General features: G+C 54.7%; 16 protein-coding genes. 6 read left to right on the forward strand and 10 right to left on the reverse strand.

Annotated features, from left to right (window positions below; translation table 11 throughout):
- Positions 1-2: 2 nt before the first annotated feature.
- Together tamB and tamA are read right to left on the reverse strand one after the other, a co-directional pair.
- Positions 3-3773: an autotransporter assembly complex protein TamB gene (gene tamB / locus WH298_RS07235; protein ID WP_180822566.1), complete on the reverse strand. Its 3771-nt coding sequence runs from the start codon at positions 3771-3773 to the stop codon at positions 3-5.
- On the reverse strand, positions 3770-5509 hold the full coding sequence (gene tamA, locus WH298_RS07240) for an autotransporter assembly complex protein TamA (protein ID WP_007892153.1): 1740 nt from the start codon (positions 5507-5509) through the stop codon (positions 3770-3772). Before tamA ends, tamB begins: the two co-directional genes overlap by 4 nt.
- Before the next feature lie 452 nt (positions 5510-5961).
- Between tamA and paeA the strand changes: the two genes are divergently transcribed.
- Positions 5962-7299 (forward strand): polyamine export protein PaeA, encoded by a 1338-nt coding sequence (paeA, locus tag WH298_RS07245; RefSeq protein WP_007892151.1) that lies wholly within the window; start codon positions 5962-5964, stop codon positions 7297-7299.
- A gap of 76 nt (positions 7300-7375) precedes the next feature.
- On the opposite strand, the gene WH298_RS07250 is transcribed toward paeA, so the two are convergent.
- Positions 7376-7582, reverse strand: coding sequence for a DUF1107 domain-containing protein (locus tag WH298_RS07250; RefSeq protein WP_007892150.1), 207 nt, complete (start codon positions 7580-7582; stop codon positions 7376-7378).
- A 313-nt stretch (positions 7583-7895) separates the two neighbouring features.
- On the opposite strand from WH298_RS07250, the gene WH298_RS07255 reads away from it, so the two are divergent.
- Complete coding sequence (locus WH298_RS07255; RefSeq protein WP_007892148.1) at positions 7896-8456, forward strand: YtfJ family protein; 561 nt, start codon at positions 7896-7898, stop codon at positions 8454-8456.
- 83 nt (positions 8457-8539) lie between these two features.
- Here WH298_RS07255 and cysQ read toward each other — a convergent pair whose 3' ends face one another.
- Complete coding sequence (cysQ, locus tag WH298_RS07260) at positions 8540-9286, reverse strand: 3'(2'),5'-bisphosphate nucleotidase CysQ (RefSeq protein WP_180822567.1); 747 nt, start codon at positions 9284-9286, stop codon at positions 8540-8542.
- Positions 9287-9579: 293 nt separating this feature from the next.
- Here cysQ and WH298_RS07265 point away from each other — a divergent pair, with 293 nt between their 5' ends.
- Positions 9580-11526 (forward strand): bifunctional 2',3'-cyclic-nucleotide 2'-phosphodiesterase/3'-nucleotidase, encoded by a 1947-nt coding sequence (locus tag WH298_RS07265; RefSeq protein ID WP_180822568.1) that lies wholly within the window; start codon positions 9580-9582, stop codon positions 11524-11526.
- 33 nt (positions 11527-11559) lie between these two features.
- On the opposite strand, the gene fklB is transcribed toward WH298_RS07265, so the two are convergent.
- Positions 11560-12180 carry a BamJ family beta-barrel-assembly machinery protein gene (gene fklB, locus WH298_RS07270; protein ID WP_007892143.1) on the reverse strand — a complete coding sequence of 207 codons (621 nt, stop codon included), beginning with the start codon at positions 12178-12180 and terminating at the stop codon, positions 11560-11562.
- Positions 12181-12396: 216 nt separating this feature from the next.
- Between fklB and WH298_RS07275 the strand changes: the two genes are divergently transcribed.
- Positions 12397-13050, forward strand: coding sequence for a LysM-like peptidoglycan-binding domain-containing protein (locus WH298_RS07275; protein ID WP_180822569.1), 654 nt, complete (start codon positions 12397-12399; stop codon positions 13048-13050).
- Positions 13051-13229: 179 nt separating this feature from the next.
- Here the strand turns inward: WH298_RS07275 and rplI are convergent, their stop codons facing one another.
- From rplI to rpsF, 4 genes are read right to left on the reverse strand one after another with little or no spacing between them, the layout of a single operon-like run.
- The gene (rplI, locus tag WH298_RS07280) at positions 13230-13679 is read right to left on the reverse strand and encodes a 50S ribosomal protein L9 (protein WP_007892139.1); all 450 of its coding nucleotides are present in this window, start codon (positions 13677-13679) and stop codon (positions 13230-13232) included.
- A gap of 39 nt (positions 13680-13718) precedes the next feature.
- On the reverse strand, positions 13719-13946 hold the full coding sequence (gene rpsR / locus WH298_RS07285) for a 30S ribosomal protein S18 (RefSeq protein WP_002210155.1): 228 nt from the start codon (positions 13944-13946) through the stop codon (positions 13719-13721).
- Positions 13947-13950: 4 nt separating this feature from the next.
- Positions 13951-14268 carry a primosomal replication protein N gene (gene priB, locus WH298_RS07290; protein ID WP_007892027.1) on the reverse strand — a complete coding sequence of 106 codons (318 nt, stop codon included), beginning with the start codon at positions 14266-14268 and terminating at the stop codon, positions 13951-13953.
- 6 nt (positions 14269-14274) lie between these two features.
- Positions 14275-14670, reverse strand: a complete 396-nt coding sequence (gene rpsF / locus WH298_RS07295) for a 30S ribosomal protein S6 (RefSeq protein ID WP_007892026.1) — start codon at positions 14668-14670, stop codon at positions 14275-14277.
- Positions 14671-15056: 386 nt separating this feature from the next.
- Between rpsF and WH298_RS07300 the strand changes: the two genes are divergently transcribed.
- Positions 15057-15266: a hypothetical protein gene (locus WH298_RS07300; RefSeq protein WP_049851247.1), complete on the forward strand. Its 210-nt coding sequence runs from the start codon at positions 15057-15059 to the stop codon at positions 15264-15266.
- Between the two features lie 42 nt (positions 15267-15308).
- Here the strand turns inward: WH298_RS07300 and yjfP are convergent, their stop codons facing one another.
- Positions 15309-16058, reverse strand: coding sequence for an esterase (gene yjfP / locus WH298_RS07305; protein WP_049851246.1), 750 nt, complete (start codon positions 16056-16058; stop codon positions 15309-15311).
- Positions 16059-16216: 158 nt separating this feature from the next.
- Here yjfP and WH298_RS07310 point away from each other — a divergent pair, with 158 nt between their 5' ends.
- Positions 16217-18148: a methyl-accepting chemotaxis protein gene (locus WH298_RS07310; protein WP_180822570.1), complete on the forward strand. Its 1932-nt coding sequence runs from the start codon at positions 16217-16219 to the stop codon at positions 18146-18148.
- Positions 18149-18181: the final 33 nt, after the last annotated feature.

The following is an 18181-nucleotide window of genomic DNA, read 5'->3' on the forward strand; positions in this document are numbered from 1 at the left end:
TGCTAAAACTCAAACTGATAGAGCAGATCCAGTGCCTGGTCGAGACCCGACACGGCTTCTAAATAGAGTTTGGGCATCAGGCGATAACGCAAGGTTAACGTCGCCAGTGAATCAAATATGCCAACACCGTATTTTACTTGTAGACCCGGCAACACGTAACCACTCACCTGCACCTGCTGACTATCACCTACGCCAGCGGTATCAACCGCGAGGTTACTGACACCGAATGTCTCGCCGATTTTACCCACAACCTGACCACTTTGCGCAACCCCCAATCCCACAAGCGCGGAAGTTAATGCGTTGCTGTCACCATCGCTGTTGAGTCCCTGACCGCGTAACAGGTAAGAAAGCGCTTCCTGTTGCGACATGGCCGGGTCGGAGAACACTTCCACTTTCGGCTCATCCGCCAATCCGGTGACACGCAATCCGGCGGTAACATCGTCTTCGGTTGCCTCCGGATTACGGATGGCTTCAAGGTTGACGTAAGGCTGATCCGGCGGACCGGCAAATTGCAGCTCACCTTTGCGCACCACCAGATCCTGACCATAAGCGTGGAAACGGCCAGATGGAATGTTGATTTGGCCATTTAGGCCGAGACCATTTTTATCCTGCGCTAGTTTGAGATCGCCATTCAGCTTGGCTTTCAGGCCAAATGCCGAGAGGCGCACGTCGTTGCCGACGTGAATCACCAGATTGCTGTTGATCGGGATCGCCGCAGTTTTCGGCGCAATCGGCTTGAGATTTTGATCCAGCATCACTTCATCAGACGAGACGCCGGTCGCGCTTTCCGGCACTTCCTGTACGGTGATGCGCGCCCACGGAATATCCACTTTGCCGTCGAGGTTGAACGCGGCTGGCGTGGCTTCGAACACCAGATCCGGCGAGACATCCATGCGCACCATCGGCGGCACGGTGACGCGTATACGGCTGCCCTGGGCGGCGACGCGCGCACGCCAGTTGTCCAGCTGGCTCCAGTCGGCGTTTCCGCTCAGGTTAAGATTGCCTTGCGCCGTTTGAATCATGCCGTTGAGCGTTGAGCTCATACCGTTGAACACCATGTTGAGATTGGCGGCGGTGAGATCGACCGGCATAAAGCTGCCGTCGACATCCACATCGCTCAGCCCCAGCTGGCCAAATACCTGCGGCTGCTGCAGCGAACCGGCCAGACGCAGATTGCTGTTGAGGTTGCCTTTGATCTTCTCACCCTGCATCAGCGCCGGATTGAGCATCGCCAGCGAGATATTGCTGATTCCGATGTTACCCGACAGCTGACGACGGTTCTCAGGATCGGCAATTTGCACGTTGCCGCTGAGCTGGCCGTTGTTAACGATGTGGATCAGCCAATTCAGTTGGGCACGCCCATTTTGCAGCGCCGCATTCAGATTCAGCGTGTCGAAGGCGATTGGCAAGGTGTTGCCCTGCACATCCTGCTCCACTTTTACGCCGTTGCCTTTCAGCGCCACGGTGCCGGTCGGCAGCGCGCCGTCAGCGGTCCAGTTAACGCGTGCATCACCGCTGAACACGCCGTTCAGTTTGGTGGCATCGGTGAGGAACGGTTTGAGCATCGCCAGATCGAAACGATTGAGCACCACATGCGCATGTCCGCTGGCGCCCGCTTCAATCGGTTCCGGCACGCATAGCTGCGCGTTCGGATTCTGCCAGCAGTGCGGTCCAATGGTCGCGGTTTGCTTGCTGTTGAGGTAATCAATCGCCATCGCGCGCGTCAGGCGCCATTCACCCACCGGCGTATCAAAACGGGTATTGTTGAGATTACCCTGCCAGCGCTCGGTTTTGCGATCGAAGCTGCCATTCAGCGCCAGCTGGCCAGAAACCGGTTCACCCTGCACGTCGAGCTTCAGCTGATGCTGCTTTTCGTTGCCGTCAGCGTTCAGCGTCAGCAGGTTCACTTTCAGCGCATCCTGCTGCAGCTGTTCCACCCGCAGTTGCAGCTTACCGGCGATTTGATCGCTGGATTTCACATCGCCCTGCAGCGCCACACGGCGAATTTGCAGCTGCTGCCAGCGTAAACCGGTTGCCGTAAGATCGGCCAGCAGCTGCGGTGCCTGCAAGGTTCCGCGCGCTTTGATGGTTCCTTTGGCGACGCCGCCCAGGCCCGGCAGCGCGTTATCCAGATTGGGGGCATCAATCGTCGCGTCAAGATTGAGCGTATCGCCCAGCTCGCCTTTTACATCCAGATGGTTACGGCCCAGCGCAATGTTGAGGCCGGGAACTTTCCACTGGTTGTAGCTGTTGCCAGTCAACGTGCCCTTCGCGCTCACCGCATTCTGTTTGACGTTACCTTTCAGCTCCAGCTGCGGCACGCTGAGCTGCCAGCTGCCGCCGTACAGGCTGCCGCGCGTGGCGATTTTACCGTCCAGCTTCGCTGGCCAATCCGGATACTGTTTGGCGGTGTTGATGCCCGACAGCGTCAGCTCGCTGCGCCAGCTAATGGCCTTGCTCCAGTCCACCAGCGCCGTGAGATCGATATTGCCCTGCAGCGCCGCGACGCGCAGCTTGTCGAGATTGAACTGCTGCTCGTTGCCTTTGCCGTCCAGCGCAATCGTCGCCGGCGGCACACCTTCGCCTTTTACAGCGGTGCGCAGCGACATCACGTAATCGGTGGCTTTGCCTTTGAACTGGTAATCGAGATTATCCGCCTGATACTGCACCGCTCCGGTAAGCGGCCAGCGCAGCTGTGGGCTGGTCAGCTGCAGCGCCAGCGGTAAGCCGGCAACGGCGGGCTGCGCGGTGGCATCCAGCTGCGCGCGTACCGGGCCGGAGAGATTCAGCCCCAGCTTCAGCTCGTCACGCATCGCGCCGCCGAGGTTCATTTTGATCTTCTCGCCCTTGATCGGATCAACATTGAGCGTGCCGTTCAGCGCAAAATTCACCGGCCAGTTATCGGCTAAGGTCGCTTCTCCGCTGGCGTTGAGCTGCCCTTGCGGCGAATCAACATCGAAGGTTTCCAGCTGCAGATGGCGATCGGCGGTTTTGGCTTTCAGCAGCAGACGCGTAATCGACACATCGGTATCGCCGGTAATGCGCAGCTGCTCTCCCAGCAACTCCTGCACGGTGATATCCAGCGGTAGCTGGAAGTCTGGCAGTGCCGGAAGCAGCGGCTGGGCGAACATCGCCTGCAGCGTTTCGCCCAGCGGCTTTTCTGCCGGCTGCGGCTGCTGCACTTTGGGCTGCACCACTTGCTCATCAACCACTTTCGCCGCTTTCGGCAGCGCGATCAGCAAGCTTTGGATATGGGTCGGTGTCAGCGTTAGCGCGCGATCTTGCCACTGTAGACCGGTGGTGAAATCCAGCAGGGAAATTGCCGTATCATCCACTTTTACGTTGATGTTATGCAGACCCACTTTACTCAGCGTGATCGGATACGGCGTGCTGAGATTGGTGCTGCCGCTCTCCGCTTCTGGCGGCGGTGCGCTGGCGGGCGCCATTTTTTTGCTATCCACCACCACGCTAACGTCCTGCAGCGCAATGTCGTTAACGCATACCGACGAGTGCAGCAGGCAATTCAGATTCAGCGCCAGATGAAAGCGTCCTGCATCCACGCTTACGCCTGGCATTTCATACTTCACGCCGCTAAGCGTGAGATCGCGCCAGCCGCCATCAACCTGTTTGATCGACAAGCCAGGCACCCAGCGATCGGCGCCTTTCAGCAGCAGATGCAAACCCGGCGTGGTGCCAACCAAAAAGGCGATGCTGCCGACCAGCAGCAGCAAAAAAATACCCGTGCCAATCAGGACCTTTTTCCACAGCTTCATAGTTCAGGCCCCAATCCTACGTAAAATTGCAATCCATGCTCCTTGTCATCGCCAATTGGCCGCGCGATATCGAACTTGATCGGCCCTACCGGAGAAGACCAGCGCACGCCAAAGCCGGCGCCGGTTTTCAAGTTACTCTGTTTGATGTCGTTGACCGCTTCACCGGAATCGACAAACACCGCGCCCCACCATTTGCCGGTCACGTTGTACTGATACTCGAGCGAGCCGGTGGCCATTTTTGAGGCGCCGGTCAGCTTGCCGTTGTCATCACGCGGCGACACATCTTTGTATTTGTAGCCGCGAATACTGCGGTCACCACCGGCGAAGAAGCGCAGATCCGGCGGCACTTTGTCGAAATCATTGGTTTCGATCCAACCCACATTACCGCGCGCCACAAAGCGATGCTTATCGGCGAGGGTACGGATCCAGACGTTTTGCGCCTGCAGGATCATGAAATCAACGTCCGATCCCCAGGTGGTATCCGACACATCCACCGAGTAGCGCTGCGAATCGCCCCACGTCGGCATTAAACCGCCGCGCGAGCGAGTGCGGTTCAGGCTGACGCCCGGATAGAGCAGCATGGTGGTGTTGGTGACGCTCGCTTGGGTAAAGTGATCGAGGCTCCAGCGCAGATTAATCGCCTTCTGCCAGCCGCTGCTGCTGTCCCAGTTACGCGACATCGCCAGCGTGGTGGTATCGGCTTTGGTGTCATTGAGATCGGTACGCTTCACGCCGCCGGAGAAGGTGTAGTACTGCTCCAGCGGGCTTTTCAGCAGCGGGACTTTGTAGCTAAGATCGAGCTGCTGCTCCGGCGCCGAGACGTAGGCGCTGGCGGCCAGGCTGTGACCGCTGCTGTTAATCCACGGTTTTTTCCATGTGCCTTTCAGGCGCGGACCCACATCAGTAGAGTAACCGACACCGGTTTCAATGGTGTTTTCCACCCGTGGTGAGACAACAGCATTGAGCGGCAATACTTTGGTTTGACGACCTTTATCAAACTCCGGCGCCACCACCACCGAGTTAAACCAGCCGGTCGCTGACAAGCGGCGGTTGAGTTCAGCCAGATCGCGCGAGCTGTAGTGATCGCCTTTTTTGAAGGGCACCAGATTTTGCAGATAGGCTTCGTCGATTTGCGAACCCTGGAAACTGACGTCGCCAAAACGGTAGCGTGGGCCGCTGTCGTAATCGATATCCCAAAACGCTTCACGTCGTTCCACCGACACACCAAGCTGGCTTTGCTTAAAGTCACCGTCGAAGTAACCATTACGCAGTGCCAGGCTGGAAAAACCATTTTTGAATTTGTCGTAGGCACCGTGATTCAGCTGGGTGCCGACTTTTGGCGTGCCCTGTTTAACCCAGGCTTGATAATCTTTGTCGGTTCTCGCTTCGCCCTGGATGACAATGGTGCTGCCACCAATCTTTACCGGCTCACCGGGTTTTACGTGGGCGATAAGCACCGGACGACCACCTTGTGGCGGTGCCGGGCGCGATTCAAAATTGATCTCAGGTTCGTAATAGCCGAGCGCGCGCAGGCCCTCTTTAATGGCCTCCGCAACGCGCGCCTGGAAACGCCCGTCATTGGACACTTCGTCACTGCCAATCGTCGACAGGCGTGCCCTGACATTCTTCTGCAAATCCCCGGTCAATCCGTCCAGCTGCAAGCGCACTTTAGCCGCCTCAACGGCAGGTGCAGCAAGCAACAGGCTGGCCAGACAATAAATATGAAATCGTGGCACACGTACTCCTGTTAATAATGCCGGCCCCTATTCCGCAGGGGCGTTTATTCTGTAGAAGGGTATCACCACCGCTCGTGTACCCATCAGCATAGCCGCTCTTTTTTGCCGCAACGGCGGAAATACGGCGACTAAGCCAAATAGTGAGCTATTGTCGGTAAATGGGGGAAACGATACAACAGGCATGCGCTTGTTCCGCGCCAGAGAGCAGCTCACTCGGATTAATCCGAGCACACCGCGCGCGCCGCTGGCGGCATGATAAGCGCTGCTGCTATAATCAGCGACCAGCAGGCCTCGCCTGCATCTTTTTCTGCCCCGACGTTAAGCTTATCTTGTCGATATGGCGCAGACATTTTTGGCACGGATAGCCTGTTTGACTGGCAAATACCGGATGTACGCCCACTCCCGCGCTGCCCAGGCCAAAAATGACAAGTGATTAACCCAACGGACCTTTTATGCTCGATAGCTTGCTTGTCATCCTTTTACTGATCGTAATCAGTTCATTTTTTTCTCTTTCGGAGATCTCGCTGGCGGCTGCCCGCAAGATCAAGTTGAAGCTGCTGGCTGACGAAGGCAACATCAATGCACAGCGCGTGTTGAAAATGCAGGAACAACCCGGCATGTTCTTCACCGTGGTGCAGATTGGCCTGAATGCCGTCGCCATCCTCGGCGGTATTGTGGGCGATGCTGCCTTCTCTCCCGCCTTTAATAGCCTGTTCAGCCGCATCGTGGCACCCGAATTAGCGGAACAGCTCAGCTTTATCTGCTCCTTCACCATTGTTACCAGCCTGTTCATCCTGTTCGCTGACCTGACGCCAAAACGTGTCGGCATGATTGCGCCTGAAGCCGTCGCGCTGCGTATTATCAATCCGATGCGCTTCTGTTTAGTGGTGTTACGTCCGCTGGTGTGGCTGTTTAACGGTCTGGCTAATGTGTTCTTCCGCATGTTCAAACTGCCAATGGTGCGTAAAGACGACATCACCTCCGACGATATCTATGCGGTGGTGGAAGCCGGCGCGTTGGCGGGTGTGCTGCGTAAGCAGGAACATGAACTGATCGAAAACGTGTTCGAGCTGGAATCACGTACCGTGCCGTCATCCATGACGTCGCGCGAGAACGTGGTGTGGTTCGATTTACACGAAGATGAAACCACCCTCAAAACCAAAATCGCGCAGCATCCGCACTCCAAATTTATCGTGTGTGATGGCGATATCGACCATATCGTCGGCTATGTCGATTCCAAAGAGCTGCTGCTGCGCGTGCTCGGCAATCAGAGCCTGACGCTCAACAGCGGCGTGCAGATTCGCTCCGCACTGATTGTGCCGGACACCTTGACGCTCTCCGAAGCGCTGGAGAGCTTCAAAACCGCCGGTGAAGACTTCGCGGTGATCATGAACGAATATGCGCTGGTGGTGGGTATTATTACGCTGAATGACGTGATGACCACGCTGATGGGCGACCTTGTAGGGCAAGGTCAGGAAGAGCAGATTGTGGCGCGTGATGAGAATTCATGGCTGGTGGAAGGCGGTACGCCTATTGATGACGTGATGCGCGTGCTGGATATCGATGACTTCCCGCAGTCAGGCAACTACGAAACCATCGGCGGCTTCATGATGTATATGCTGCGCAAGATTCCGAAGCGTACCGATTTTGTGAAGTTTTCCGGCTATAAATTCGAAGTGGTGGATATTGATAGCTATCGCATCGACCAGCTGCTGGTGACGCGCATTGATGAACGTCCGCCGGTGCTGAATGTGACGAAGAGTGCGCTGGATGAATCGGAGTCGTCGTAGGGTCGCCATTCATGACATCTAACACATCAATCGCACAAAAACTGAGGGCGCCATCGGCGCCCTTTCTTATGCTTACTTAGTTGTACTCGGCTTGCAGTCGCAGCACCTGGCGATTGATTTCTGACATCACGCTGAGATGCTGTTTGTCTTTGACGCGTGGCAACATCACTTTGCCTTTATCGAACTCGAACGCGCCCACATCCTTGATGTACAACCTTCCTCTAAATAGCGTTTTTACATATTTCGCAATTTGCAGCGGATTATAGCGCTGGAAGATCTTCATGCTGTTTAACTCCTAAAATGTTTAATACGCTCCGTCGTAACCAAATTTGGTACGAACCCATGAAGCGCAAATGAGGCATAACTATAGAGCATCCTTTCTTACCAATGTTCCGAAAAGGTGAATTTTTTACTGAATTGACACATCATTACAGAATACTCTGTTATCAGCCTCACGAAACCCAGTATAAACCTTCACTCATTATGGAATTGTGGCATAGGTTGCAAACCTGTTAACTCATTGCGACAGACGCATCATCCACGCCTAATATTGCAGGAACATGAACAACTGGTCGGATCACCAAGGAGTTTGAAAAATGCGTTTGGTACACTCTGTGATAGCACTGGCACTCCTCCCTGTCCTGGCATCGGCACAGGCATTCAAACTGGGTGAACGCGTACCCGCCGTTGGCGTTAACGACAGAGGAGAGCTGGTTTATCAACAAGATAAAGATAAGTTTAGCTACAAATCCTGGAATAGCGCGCAGCTGAGTGGAAAAGTTCGCGTCATCTTGCATATTGCTGGCCGATCTTCCGCTAAGGAGCAGAATGCCGCGCTGATTGAAGCCATTAAAGCCGCCCATCTGCCGCACGACCGTTATCAAACCACCACCATCGTTAATACCGACGATGCCATTCCCGGCACCAGCATGTTTGTGCGCAGCAGTATTGAGAGCAACAAGCAACAGTATCCGTGGTCGCAGTTTATCGTCGATAGCAACGGCAGCGCGCGTCAGGCCTGGCAGCTGGAGAAAGGCGGTTCAGCCATTGTGGTGTTGGATAACACCGCACACGTGCGCTACGTCAAAGATGGTCCGCTCACGCAGGATGAAGTGCAGCAGGCGATGAAGCTGATTCATGAGTTATTGCAGAAGTGAGTGGCGTAAAGTCGATCAGATAAGCACCGCATCAAATCATTGCACATTCCGTAGCGGCGCGATTTATCGCGCCGCTACAAATATTAAAACAGCGAAACGCGGAAGCCGGGATTGAGAAACGATTCGCGCGGCGTGTAATCAAGGGTTTTGCCCTGCCAATCGTGCACATGCGCACCGGCCGCAATCGCCACCGCGTGTCCTGCGCCGGTATCCCAAATGTTGGTTGGCCCAAAGCGCGGATAGAGCTGTGCGGCACCTTCGGCTACCAGGCAGAACTTCAGCGAAGAGCCGATCGCGGTAGTTTGATGCTCACCCAGCTGATGCAGATACTCTTGCAGCTCTTTATCACTATCAAAATGCGAGCGACTCACCACCACTAACGGCGGACGCGCTTCACGTGCATGAATCTGCGTTCGCTCACCCTTCACCTCTTTCCACGCTTTGTTATCTGCAGCGGAATACATGACGCCCAACACCGGCGCATAAACTACGCCCAACACCGGCTTACCCTTGTCGATCAGCGCAATATTCACCGTAAATTCACCGTTGCGTTTGATGAACTCCTTGGTGCCATCCAGCGGATCGACCAGCCAGTATTTCTGCCAGTGCTGGCGCACGTCCCAGCTCGGCGGATCCTCTTCAGACAGCACCGGCACATCCGGAGAAAGCGTCGCCAGCCCCTGTAAAATCACGCGATGTGCGGCGAGATCGGCCGCCGTGACCGGCGAATCATCTGACTTGCGGGCCACATCCACCGGCTCAGCGCCGTTATACACCTGCATAATGGCATCACCCGCTTCGCGCGCCAGCTGACAAATTTTATCTAACATTATTTACCTCTTTTCCGCTGATTCTGCCTGTCAGACACCAACAGCCAATCTGTATTCATTTTAGCAGTTGTGTTTCGACAGCCTGCGACTGCGCGATCTGCTACGGCAATGTATATGATTATCAATATCATAGTTCAAAGGCATCGGCTATGGCGGGATGCTGAATAGGTTTATGCGGAAGACAGTTGGCAAAAATTAGATGAAAGTCCGAGTCCCATCACAAATTGAAATGATAATTCGTCATGGTTTTACATTATTTTGAGAGGCCCATTGGACTGAACAAGGAGCAAGCGATGTTCAAAGCGAGCATGTCGTTATTGGCACTCGGTATTACAGCCGCCACGGTACAGGCTGCCACGGTAGATCTGCGTATTCTGGAAACGACCGATCTGCATAGCAATATGATGGATTTCGATTACTACAAAGATACGCCAACCGAGAAGTTTGGCCTGGTGCGCACCGCGACCTTGATCCAGCAAGCACGCGCCGAAGCGAAGAACAGCGTGCTGGTCGATAACGGCGATATCATTCAGGGCAGTCCACTGGGTGATTACATGACGGCGAAAGGGCTAAAACCGGGTGAGGTACATCCGGTTTATAAAGCGATGAATATGCTGGATTACGCGGTTGGTAACCTTGGCAATCACGAATTCAATTATGGTTTACCGTATCTGCAAAGCGCGCTGGCCGGTGCGCGCTTCCCTTACGTCAATGCCAATATTATCGATGAAAAGAGCGGCAAACCGCTGTTTACTCCCTACTTAATTAAGGAAACCACGGTTACCGACCGCGACGGTACGTCGCACCGCTTAAAAATTGGTTACATCGGCTTCGTTCCCCCCCAGATTATGGTGTGGGATCGCAACAATCTGCAGGGAAAAGTGCGGGTTGATGACATCACTGAAACAGCGAAGCGCTATGTGCCGGAAATGCGCGCAAAAGGTGCTGAAATAATCGTCGCTATTCCACACTCCGGATTAAGCAGCGAACCCTATCACGCTATGGCGGAGAACTCGGTTTATTACCTCAGCCAGGTTCCAGGCATCAACGCCATTATGTTCGGCCATGCCCATGCCGTGTTTCCGAGCAAAGAGTTCGCCGCCATAAAAGGGGCTGATATTGCACAAGGCACATTGAATGGGGTTCCCGCCGTCATGCCCGGCATGTGGGGCGATCATCTCGGCGTGGTGGATTTAGTGCTGAATAATGACGGCGGCAAATGGCAGGTAGCGCAGGGCAAAGCTGAAGCACGTCCGATTTATGACAGCGCGGCGAAAAAATCCCTGGCGGCTGAAGATGCCAATCTGGTGAAAGTACTGGCGCAGGATCATCGCGCTACGCGTGAGTTTGTTGCTAAGCCGATCGGCAAATCCGCCGACGTAATGTACAGCTATTTGTCGCTAGTGCAGGACGATCCTACAGTACAGATCGTTAATAACGCGCAGCGCGCTTACGTAGAGCACTTTATTCAGGGCGATCCCGATCTTGGCCGCCTGCCGGTGCTCTCTGCCGCCGCACCGTTCAAAGCCGGTGGCCGTAAGAACGATCCCGCCAGCTATGTCGAAGTGGAGAAAGGTAATCTCACCTTCCGTAACGCTGCCGATCTCTATCTCTATCCCAATACGTTGGTGGTGATGAAAGTCAGCGGTGCGCAGGTGAAGGAGTGGCTGGAGTGTTCTGCCGCGCAGTTTAATCAGATCGATGCGCACAGCAGCAAGCCGCAATCACTGATCAACTGGGACTTCCGCACCTATAACTTCGATGTGATCGATGGTGTGCAGTACCAAATCGATGTGACGCAACCGGCACGCTACGATGCGGAATGTACGCTAATCAATAAAGAGGCCTCACGTATCAAGGACCTCATTTGGCAAGGCAAGCCGATTGATCCCAACGCCACCTTCCTGGTCGCCACCAACAACTATCGCGCGTACGGCGGTAAGTTTGCCGGCACCGGCGATAAGTATGTCGCGTTCGCATCACCGGATGAGAACCGCTCGGTGGTTGCCGCCTATATCAGCAGTGAAACCAAAGCGCACGGCGAGGTGAAACCGCAGGCGGATCACAACTGGCGCCTGGCACCGATTAGCAGCACCACGCCGCTGGATATCCGTTTTGAGACCGCGCCCGGCGCGAAAGCGACGAAATTTATCGAGCAGCATGCCGATTACCCGATGAAAGCGGTGGGCAGCGATGAGATAGGTTTTGCGTTGTGGCAGGTAGATTTACAGAAGAAGTGACGATCAAGGGCGGCGAGTGCCGCCCTTAAGTGCTTACAGAATTTCCAGCAGCTCAACTTCAAACACCAGGGTGCTGAATGGCGGGATGGATGCGCCAGCACCGCGCTCGCCGTAAGCGAGGTTGTGTGGAATCGCCAGTTCCCATTTGGAGCCAACCGGCATCAGGGTCAACGCTTCAATCCAGCCCGCGATAACACCGCTCACTGGGAATTCCGCCGGCTCGCCACGTGCAACCGAGCTGTCAAATACGGTGCCATCGATCAGTTTACCGGTGTAATGCACACGGACGCGATCCTGACGTGATGGGATCGGGCCATCGCCTTGGGTGATGACGCTGAACTGCAGACCGGTTTCGGTGCTGCTCACGCCTTCGCGCTGCGCATTCTGCTCAAGGAAAGTCTGACCTTCTGCCGCCATTGCTTCTACGCGTTCACGACGCACACCTTCAGCGCGCTCGTGCACTTCACGCAGGGCGCGATGTACCACATCAACCGGGACGGCCGGTGAGTTCCCTTCCAGCGCGTCGCGCAGGCCGGCGAGCAGTGCTTCCGGCTGCAGACCCTGCAGTCCAGACTCTTGCAGCTGCTGGCCTACCTGTAAACCGATACCGTAACTTGCTTGTGATTCGACGCTGTCGAATGAAGGGGTCGTCATCTTGATTCCTTAATCCCGGAGAAAAATAGAACCGGCAGCATACCAGCGCGGGCGGCTGGCGTAAAATCTCGCGCGCCGCAGATGACATTTCTCAGGGAAAGAGAAACAATACACCGGTCAAATTTTTCAATGCTGCCAGGCACTTCCCGTCTGCATTGCTCATACTATAGCTGTGGCGAGGTTTTCACCTGCCACCGTCGAAACAAGAGAGAATACATGGGCCAGATTGCCCCACGACGTCGCAGGACGCGCGCACCGCGTACTTTATTACCTTGGTTGCAACGTTGGCTGCCGCGCATTACGCGCCAAACTGCCAGCGAGGAGGATTCACGAATGGCTTCCGAACACCCTTCCCGCATTCCCGCCGCACTGCAACGTGTCTGGCATCTGTTGGACAATGTGCGCTGGATGGACCCGCTGCCCGCTCTGCATCGTCGCGGCATTGTGATTGCGCTGCTGGTGCTGCTGCTGGCGTTTCTCTGGCCGAGCAGTACGCCGCAATACCCGGTTGAGCGTCCGGCGGACAATACCGCTAAAGAAGTGCCGATGCAGGCGGAGATTTACGATAATAATCAATCGCAGAACACGCCGCCGAAAACCGATTCGCAGGGCGAATGGCGCACCTATAACGTGGCGTCAGGCCAGACGCTGGCGCAGCTGTTCCGCGATAATAATCTGCCGGTGAACGATGTGTTTGCCATGGCGCGTGTCGAAGGTGATGGGCAGCCGTTGAGCGCGTTGCAGAATGGTCAGCAGGTGAAGATTCGTCAGAATGCGCAAGGCGAGGTGACAGGCTTAACGGTGGATGGCAGTAACGGTCCGGTGCTGTTTACCCGTCAGCCGGATGGCAGTTTTATCCGCGCCCAGTAAAACGCAGAAACAAAAACGCCGGCACAAGGCCGGCGCTTTCGCATTACCGAGTATACTCGTCATAATCCAGGTTACAGATGCGTTGGCTACGCTCATTCACCCCAGTCACTTACCGGAGTAAGCTCAGGGGATTCATTCCCTTGCCGCCTTCCTGCACCTTGAATTATATAGAGTAACAATTACTCAGCAACTACAGTCACAACCAGTTTAGCGAAGACTTCGCTATGGATCTGGAAGTCAACTTCGTGCTCACCGGTGGTGCGCAGTACGCCTTCTGGAAGACGAACTTCGCTTTTAGCCACTTCAACGCCAGCTGCAGTTACTGCATCAGCGATGTCACGGGTACCGATGGAACCGAACAGTTTACCAGCGTCGCCTGATTTAGACGCGATGGTTACGTTGCCCAGTGCGTTGATTTTCTCTGCACGTGCGTTAGCAGCAGCCAGAACGTCAGCCAGTTTGGCTTCCAGTTCAGCGCGACGTGTTTCGAAGAACTCAACGTTTTTCTTGGTAGCAGGAACAGCTTTACCCTGTGGAACCAGGAAGTTACGAGCGTAGCCCGCTTTAACGTTAACCTGATCACCCAGGCTGCCCAGGTTTGCTACTTTATCAAGCAGAATAACTTGCATTACCTTATCCTCTTAAAGTCGTTAATGGACAACTACCGATTACTGATGACGATCAGTGTACGGAAGCAGGGACAGGTAGCGAGCGCGCTTGATGCAACGAGCGAGCTGGCGCTGGTATTTTGCACGAGTACCGGTAATACGGCTCGGGACAATTTTACCGCTTTCGGTAATGTAGTTTTTCAGTGTAGCGATATCTTTGTAATCAATCTCTACAACGCCTTCCGCGGTGAAACGGCAGAACTTGCGACGACGGAAATAACGTGCCATTTGGCTAGTCTCCAGAATCTATCAAATCAATCTGCTCGGCATGTAACACCATTCTACTCTGACCATTGCGTGCCTGATGGCAGCTAATAAAGCCTTCGAGAGTGAGTTGCGTGCCGACCGTTATATGTTGAGTAATCACCTGATGGGTGCTGCCGCTGATAATCACCGGCATTTGACACCAGGCTTGCCGGTGGAAACCGGCTTCCTCTTGCACAGAACGATGCTCAAGCACGAACTGGCAGTGAGGAATCCCTGACGGACTGACTTTTCGAACCGGCGTCTTGCACACAGTGCCAGACAGGCGCAGTCGATTTGCCGTCATGTCGGATTACTCTTCAGAATCCCCAGCATCTGAGTCATCAGCCGATTCGTTAGCAAAGTCTTCGCGGCGATCACGACGCTCGTCTTTAGCTTTAACCATCGGAGATGCTTCAGTTACCGCGTGCTTAACGCGCATAACCATGCTGCGGATAACGGCGTCGTTGAAGCGGAAGTTAGTTTCCAGCTCGTCAATCACTTCCTGCGGCGCTTCTACGTTCAGCAGAACATAGTGAGCTTTGTGCAGTTTGTTGATTGGGTAAGCCAGCTGACGGCGGCCCCAGTCTTCCAGACGGTGAATCGTGCCCTGTGCACCGGTGATAGCACCAGTGTAACGCTCGATCATACCTGGAACCTGTTCGCTCTGGTCAGGGTGGACCATAAATACGATTTCGTAATGACGCATCGATAGCTCCTTACGGATTATTCAGCCTCCTGTCAGGGTCAGCTGCGGCCCACGGAAGCAAGGAACGTTATAGGTTGCGAATCATTGAACCAATGAAACACACCTCTGAATGCAGCTGAAAAATTGACGCGTAATCATACTGGCGTCCTTGCGGAAACTCAAGCGCACAATTCATCAAAGGGCGACTATCGTGCCAGTTAATATGGCTTTTTGTGCTTAGTGATGTGCTTCAGTAAGTTAGAGAGTGTTTCATCAAATTCTCTGAAAAAAGCGTTCAACAGGACGATCTGGCGGCAAGTTGGTTAAGAACTACACTAGTTACAGGCGCCACGATTTAACTTTTTCGTAACGTCTGAGAGTGTAATCCCTGAAGTGAGGAGTCGATTATGAAAACCATCATTATCGCCACTTTACTGGGTCTCTTCCTGTCTACCCCCGCGCTTGCCAGCTCCGCTGACTTTGCACAGCAGATGAGAAGTCACAGCAGCAACGCGGCGTCAGGCTATGTCTACGTTAATCGGTTGGATGCGCCTGCTAGCAGTAACCCAGTCAGTGCCAATACCAGCGCCGCCGAACGGTTGTCATCGCAACTATAGTCCGGCTAAACGGGCTGGCGCCAATCACGCCAACCCGCATTTTTATAAATGATGTTTAAAGAAACTGACCAGCGCGGTCAGGGCCGAAGGCGTGATCTTGTGGCCAATATTTTTTTCAGAAAGTGAGGTCATTTGCTGATCGAGCCCCGCCTCGCGTAACGCTTTCTCCAACCGTACCGTTTCGGCAAACGGCACCACTTCATCCGCTTCCCCGTGCCACAGCAATAATGGCCGATTCGACAGTTTGTCTAACTGTTCACTGGGATCGTACGGGGCTAGCGGCGCTAGACGCGCGGCAAAGGTCTCTTTCTGCTCAGGCGTGCGCGCCACCAGCGGCGGGAACAGCGTATGACTCAGTTGCATGAAATAGCCGGAGCCCATCAAACACGCCACGCTGTGAATCTGCGGATAGCGCGCCATCGCCCCCAACGCGGTCATGCCGCCCATCGATGCACCCGCCACGGCAAAACGCTCATCGGCAACCCAGTCATTCTCACGCAGCGCCGCTTCCAGCAACGCCACTTCATCAATGTTCTTTTTAAGAATGTCCCAGAAGTGCGTCATACGCAGTTCGGTATCGCCGTTATAGCGCGCGCCGTGCATATCAGCATCGGGCATGATCACGCGAAAACCCGCCTGCGCTAGCGCCACGGCAAAGTAGCTATAAACCTCTTTCGATGAGGTAAACCCGTGATAAAACAACACCGTCGGCAAGCGCGCCTGGCGCTGCCCGGCCGGTGCTGCGTGAATACATTCGATGCCCGCCAGATTCTCCGTCGCCAACTCAATCATATCGCCTCCATTGAGAATGATTATCACTGGAATCAGTGTAAGCGCTGCCGAACAAAATGCGAGCCACTTCACATTAAGTTTGAATAATTTCTGCCCTAAACATTTAGCCCTTTTTGCCGTTGATCTTGTACCCCTTCAATAATCTCAAAAGGTACTTTATGAAGCGTCTTTCTCTCAGCGCCATGGGTCTCGGATTTAAGCTGTCTGTATTGACGTCTTTGAGCGTGGCAATTGTGCTATTTACTCTGACCTTAACCCTGAGCCATAACGCCGCACGTCAGCTGGAACAGTTGGCAATCGACGATATGCAGAATCAGGTGCAAGGCATTAATGAAATGGCCACCATGTTCAACGCCACGTTGTCAGAAGAGGTGGCGAATTACACCAAACTGTTCCAGAGCTTTTTGCCTAAACGCTTTAGTCGCGACGAAAGCGAGCGCATTCAGGTGGGCGAATTCAGTACGCCAACGCTGCGTGCCGGGTTGAAAACCCTCAACCTCGATCAAATCGCGGTTGATGACTTCCTCGATCGCACCGGCGCGGTCTCCACTATCTTCGTGCGCGACGGTGAGGATTATGTGCGTATCTCCACCTCGCTGAAAAAAGAGGATGGCAGCCGGGCGATTGGTACCAAACTGGATCGCAGCAGCGCGGCCTGGCGCAGCGTCAATCAGGGCACGGTGTATCGTGGCCTGGCGACGCTGTTTGGCCACCGTTACATCACGCAGTATCAGCCGGTGCAGGATAGCAGCGGCGCGGTGATCGCTATCCTGTTCGTTGGCGTACAGATTGACGCGCAGTACGCGTTGATGCGGGATAAAGTGCTGGCGCGTCACTTGGGCGACAGCGGCACCTTCTCGGTACTCAATGGTGCGCCGGGCAGCAGCCAGGGCCAATATCTGTTTGATCGTCATGCTGAAGGTAAACTGCCGCGCTGGGATCGCGCTACGCAGCAGCAACTGCTCAGCCAGCCGAAAGGTGTGGTGGCGGTTGAACTCGATGGCGAAACCAAACTGCTGGCATGGCAGCAGCTGCCGGGCTGGAACTGGATTATCGCCGGTGAAGTGAGCCGTGCCAGCCTGCTGGCGCCAATCACCCACAGCCGCAACCTGTTTATGGCGATGGGTCTGGCGCTGGTAATTGCCTTTGCCATTGGCTTTATGTGGTACAGCCGCCGCGCCATTACCCGTCCGCTACAGCAGGTGATTCATCTGGCGGAACAGTATGCTGCCGGTAATCTGCAGGCGCATCTCGACTCCTCACGTCGTGATGAAATCGGTCAGCTGGTTAGCGCGATTAATGGCATTGGCGATGGATTGGAGAAAGTCGTCAGCCAGGTGCGCTCGGCCGCGCGTGAGATCAGCAGCGGCACCGACACCATCGCCGCCAGCAGCTCTAGCATCAGCGAACAAATTGGTCGCCAGGCCAGCAGCGTGGAGGAAACCTCGGCCAGCATGGAGCAGTTTGGTGCTACGGTGGCGCAAACCGCAGCCAACGTACGTCAGGCAATGGCGCTGGTGGGTGAAGCAGCCAATACCGTGAATCATGGCGGAAGCACCGTGGCACGTTCGGTGGAAACCATGTCGGAGATTCGCGTGGCGTCGCAGAGTATCGCCGATATCACCCATGTGATTGAGTCGATCGCGTTCCAGACCAACATTCTGGCGTTGAATGCCGCCGTTGAGGCCGCACGCGCCGGTGAACACGGCAAAGGCTTCGCGGTAGTGGCGGCAGAAGTACGTGCGCTGGCGCAGCGCAGTGCAACGGCGGCTAAAGAGATCGATGGCTTGATTGCCAGCTCAATCGATAAAGTGGCGGCCGGGCATACGCTGTCGGAGCAAACGCGCGATGCGATGAGTCATATCGTCAATCATATCGAGCAGGTTAAGACGTTGATGGGTGAGATCAATATCGCTGCGCAGGAACAGGCGGCGGGGATTGGTCAGGTTAATCTGGCGATGAATCACATCAGCCAGGCAACGCATCAAAGCAGCGATATGATTAACCAATCGGAAACCACGGCTAATCATCTGAGCAAAAAAGGCCATCATCTGACACAGCTGGTAAGCATTTTTCATCTGAAGGACTAAAAACACGGGGAAGATGGCATACACTTGAGCCAT

It is taken from the genome of Pantoea nemavictus (assembly GCF_037479095.1).
GTDB lineage: Bacteria > Pseudomonadota > Gammaproteobacteria > Enterobacterales > Enterobacteriaceae > Pantoea > Pantoea nemavictus.

Bases quoted from the DNA above. Each gene is read 5' to 3' on its own strand.
- rpsF (WP_007892026.1), bottom strand. From the start codon at position 14,670: ATGCGTCATTACGAAATCGTATTTATGGTCCACCCTGACCAGAGCGAA.
- rplI (WP_007892139.1), bottom strand. From the start codon at position 13,679: ATGCAAGTTATTCTGCTTGATAAAGTAGCAAACCTGGGCAGCCTGGGT.
- yjfP (WP_049851246.1), bottom strand. From the start codon at position 16,058: ATGATTGAGTTGGCGACGGAGAATCTGGCGGGCATCGAATGTATTCAC.
- fklB (WP_007892143.1), bottom strand. From the start codon at position 12,180: ATGACGACCCCTTCATTCGACAGCGTCGAATCACAAGCAAGTTACGGT.
- paeA (WP_007892151.1), top strand. From the start codon at position 5,962: ATGCTCGATAGCTTGCTTGTCATCCTTTTACTGATCGTAATCAGTTCA.
- WH298_RS07255 (WP_007892148.1), top strand. From the start codon at position 7,896: ATGCGTTTGGTACACTCTGTGATAGCACTGGCACTCCTCCCTGTCCTG.
- WH298_RS07310 (WP_180822570.1), top strand. From the start codon at position 16,217: ATGAAGCGTCTTTCTCTCAGCGCCATGGGTCTCGGATTTAAGCTGTCT.
- priB (WP_007892027.1), bottom strand. From the start codon at position 14,268: ATGACGGCAAATCGACTGCGCCTGTCTGGCACTGTGTGCAAGACGCCG.
- cysQ (WP_180822567.1), bottom strand. From the start codon at position 9,286: ATGTTAGATAAAATTTGTCAGCTGGCGCGCGAAGCGGGTGATGCCATT.
- rpsR (WP_002210155.1), bottom strand. From the start codon at position 13,946: ATGGCACGTTATTTCCGTCGTCGCAAGTTCTGCCGTTTCACCGCGGAA.
- WH298_RS07300 (WP_049851247.1), top strand. From the start codon at position 15,057: ATGAAAACCATCATTATCGCCACTTTACTGGGTCTCTTCCTGTCTACC.
- WH298_RS07265 (WP_180822568.1), top strand. From the start codon at position 9,580: ATGTTCAAAGCGAGCATGTCGTTATTGGCACTCGGTATTACAGCCGCC.
- tamB (WP_180822566.1), bottom strand. From the start codon at position 3,773: ATGAAGCTGTGGAAAAAGGTCCTGATTGGCACGGGTATTTTTTTGCTG.
- WH298_RS07250 (WP_007892150.1), bottom strand. From the start codon at position 7,582: ATGAAGATCTTCCAGCGCTATAATCCGCTGCAAATTGCGAAATATGTA.
- WH298_RS07275 (WP_180822569.1), top strand. From the start codon at position 12,397: ATGGGCCAGATTGCCCCACGACGTCGCAGGACGCGCGCACCGCGTACT.